Source organism: Kitasatospora sp. NPDC057738 (assembly GCF_042798815.1).
GTDB lineage: Bacteria > Actinomycetota > Actinomycetes > Streptomycetales > Streptomycetaceae > Kitasatospora > Kitasatospora lactacystinica.
This window is the reverse complement of sequence record NZ_JBHVJT010000096.1, coordinates 1-2,610: the sequence shown is the minus strand read 5'-3', so window position 1 is coordinate 2,610 and position 2,610 is coordinate 1. Positions and strand designations below refer to the sequence as shown.

Annotated in this window: 3 protein-coding genes; 2 read left to right on the top strand and 1 reads right to left on the bottom strand. The window is 74.3% G+C overall.

Going from position 1 to position 2,610, the window contains the following annotated elements:
- Positions 1 to 291: 291 nt before the first annotated feature.
- Positions 292 to 726: a MarR family transcriptional regulator gene (locus ACFVGO_RS35390; RefSeq protein ID WP_359905720.1), complete on the bottom strand. Its 435-nt coding sequence runs from the start codon at positions 724 to 726 to the stop codon at positions 292 to 294.
- Positions 727 to 846: 120 nt separating this feature from the next.
- Between ACFVGO_RS35390 and ACFVGO_RS35385 the strand changes: the two genes are divergently transcribed.
- Together ACFVGO_RS35385 and ACFVGO_RS35380 are read left to right on the top strand one after the other, a co-directional pair.
- Positions 847 to 1,305: a VOC family protein gene (locus ACFVGO_RS35385; protein WP_359905722.1), complete on the top strand. Its 459-nt coding sequence runs from the start codon at positions 847 to 849 to the stop codon at positions 1,303 to 1,305.
- A gap of 295 nt (positions 1,306 to 1,600) precedes the next feature.
- A complete protein-coding gene (locus ACFVGO_RS35380; protein ID WP_380349023.1) occupies positions 1,601 to 2,482 on the top strand; it encodes an MHYT domain-containing protein in 882 nt (293 codons plus the stop codon).
- Positions 2,483 to 2,610 lie beyond the last annotated feature (128 nt).

Below are 2,610 nucleotides of genomic sequence, written 5' to 3'. Positions count from 1 at the left end.
GGGGGGGGGGGGGGGGGGGGGGGGGGGGGGGGGGGGGGGGGGGGGGGGGGGGGGTGGGGGGGGGGGTGGGGGGGGGGGGGGGGGGGGGGGGGTGGGGGGGGGGGGGGGGGGGGAGGGGGGGGGGGGGGGGGGGGGTGGGGGGGGTGTCCCTTGGGGGCGGGGCGGCGGGGGTGGTGCCCTCCCCGCTCCTGGTGTCGGTGGTCGGTCCTGCGGTGATGCGGGCTCCTTCTTCTCCCGGCGGCCGGCCGGGGTCGGTGTGCCTCGGAGGTGTACGAGCGACAGGTGTACGGGCTACAGGTGGGCGAGCTTGTAGAGCACGGGCGCGGCCTCCCTGAGGACGGCCCATTCCTCCTCGTCGAGCCCCTGGGCGAGCTCGGCGAGCCAGACGTTCCGGCGTCGACGACTCTCCGCGAGGATCGTCTCGGCCTGCTCGGTGCTGCTGACGACCACCTGGCGGCGGTCCTCGGGGTGCGGTTCGCGCCGCACCAGCCCCTTCTCCTCCAGCATCGCGACGATCCTGGTCATCGAAGGAGGCTGCACGTGCTCCTTCCGGGCGAGCTCACCCGGCGTCGCCTTTCCGCACCGGGCGAGGGTGCCCAGCACTCCCATCTCGGTGGGACTCAGCGACTCCTCCACCCGCTGGTGTTTGAGTCGTCGGGAGAGGCGCATCGTGGACGATCGCAGCTGACTGACCGCTGCGAGGTCCTGCTCGGACATCTCGGGCATCTCTTTAGCCTACGTCATTACTCTCGCTAAGGAAAATGAGATCCGCCGCCGTGCCGGAGGGTCACCGCGGTGCCATATTGGTCATGGGCCTCAGCTCTCTCCCAGAAGGGCCGACCTGCCATGTCCGACCTCGCCACCGAGCAGTCCGAGCGGTCCCAGCGGTCCGAACAGCCGCAGCCGTCCGAGCGGTCCGCGCGCACCGGGCCCGGCGACACCGGCTTCGCCCGGCTCGCCATGGTCACCATCGACTGCGCCGACCCGGTCGCACTGGCCTCGTTCTACGGCGAGCTGCTGGGGTGGGAGACCAGGCACGCGGACGAGCGCTTCGCGATCCTGGACAACCCCGAGGGCGGCAGCCCGCTGGGCTTCGGCCGGGTGACCGGCTACCGGCCGGAGCCGTGGACGGAACCGGACGGCAGCAAGCACTTCCACCTCGACTTCTACGTCGACGACCTGGACGAGGCCACCGCGAAGGCCCTCGCGCTCGGCGCCACCGAGCCCGCCTACCAGCACGGCCGCACCCTGCGGGTGCTGATCGACCCGGCCGGCCACCCGTTCGGGCTAGCCCCCCTGGAGTGAGCGCCGACGGCGGCCCGCAGTCACCCGGAGGCGGTGCGCAGGCGGTGTCAGGGGTTGGTGCCGGGATCATGCAGGCCGCGTAAAGGCCCATCCTGACCTGGGACTTCACGAAAAGCACGAACATTGTGCGACTGCCGGGCAGTGGTTACTCTCCCCGATTGTCAGGGGCACCACATGCCAGGCTCCTCCCCTGCGGGAGCACGTTCCCGCTCCGGTGCCCGCCGCCGCGCGCCTTCCCCGGCCAGCCGCGTCCGCCCGCGCCCCGGTGCCCTCAACCCTCCTCCAGGGAGCTCCATTGGGTGAGATCCACCATGCCGACCACGGCTGGGTGACACCGGCGGTCTCGTACTTCGTCGCCTGCGTCGGCGCCTTCGTCGCCCTGCGCAGCGCCCGCTGGGCACTCGTCTCCCGGGGCCGCACCCGGGCCGTCTGGCTGCTGTTCGCCTCGACCTCGCTCGGGGCCGGGATCTGGTCCATGCACTTCATCGCGATGCTCGGCTTCTCCGTGACCGGCGTCGAGATCGGCTACCGGCCCGGCCTGACCGTGCTCAGCCTGCTGGTCGCCGTCGCCGTGGTCGGCGTCGGGCTCTTCACCGTCGGGTACTGGCGGCGCCGCGTCCTGGCGCTGCTGGTCGGCGGGCTGACCACCGGTCTGGGGGTCGCCGCGATGCACTACCTGGGCATGGCCGCGATGGTCCTGCCCGGCACGCTCGGCTACGACCGGCCCACCGTGGCCGCCTCGGTGGCCATCGCCGTGGTCGCGGCCACGGCCGCGCTCTGGGCCGCGCTCAACATCCGGGGCACGCTCGCCGTGCTGGCGGCGGCGCCGGTGATGGGCGTGGCGGTCTGCGCGATGCACTACACCGGCATGGCGGCGCTCTCCGTCCAGCTGGACTTCTCGCGCTCCACCGAGGCCGGCGTGATGGCGCTCCAGTTCATCTTCCCGCTCGGGGTCGGGCTGGGCTGCTACGTGTTCTTCGGCTCGCTGGCCTTCGCGGTCTCGCCGAGCCGGTCCGACTCCCAGCCCCTGCTGGCCGGTCCGGCCGCCCCGCTGCCTCCGCGGCCCCAGCGCGCCTCCGGGACCGCGCGGGCCGCGGGGGCCGCGCGCACCCCGGGCGACCAGGGCAGCCCGCTGCTCCCGCAGCGGCGGCCGCTGGGCGGGGCCGCCCGGCGCTGAGGCCGGGCGCGGGGGGGAGGGGGGGAGGGGGGGGGCGGAGGGGCAGCCACCCCCCCGCCCATGGGCTCCTCCCCCCCCTCCCCCTGCTCCCCCCCCTTCCCACTTTTCCATCCCCCCTGCCCCCCTCC

Coding starts and splice junctions, on each gene's coding strand:
- ACFVGO_RS35385 (WP_359905722.1), top strand. CDS start 847: ATGTCCGACCTCGCCACCGAGCAGTCCGAGCGGTCCCAGCGGTCCGAA.
- ACFVGO_RS35390 (WP_359905720.1), bottom strand. CDS start 726: ATGCCCGAGATGTCCGAGCAGGACCTCGCAGCGGTCAGTCAGCTGCGA.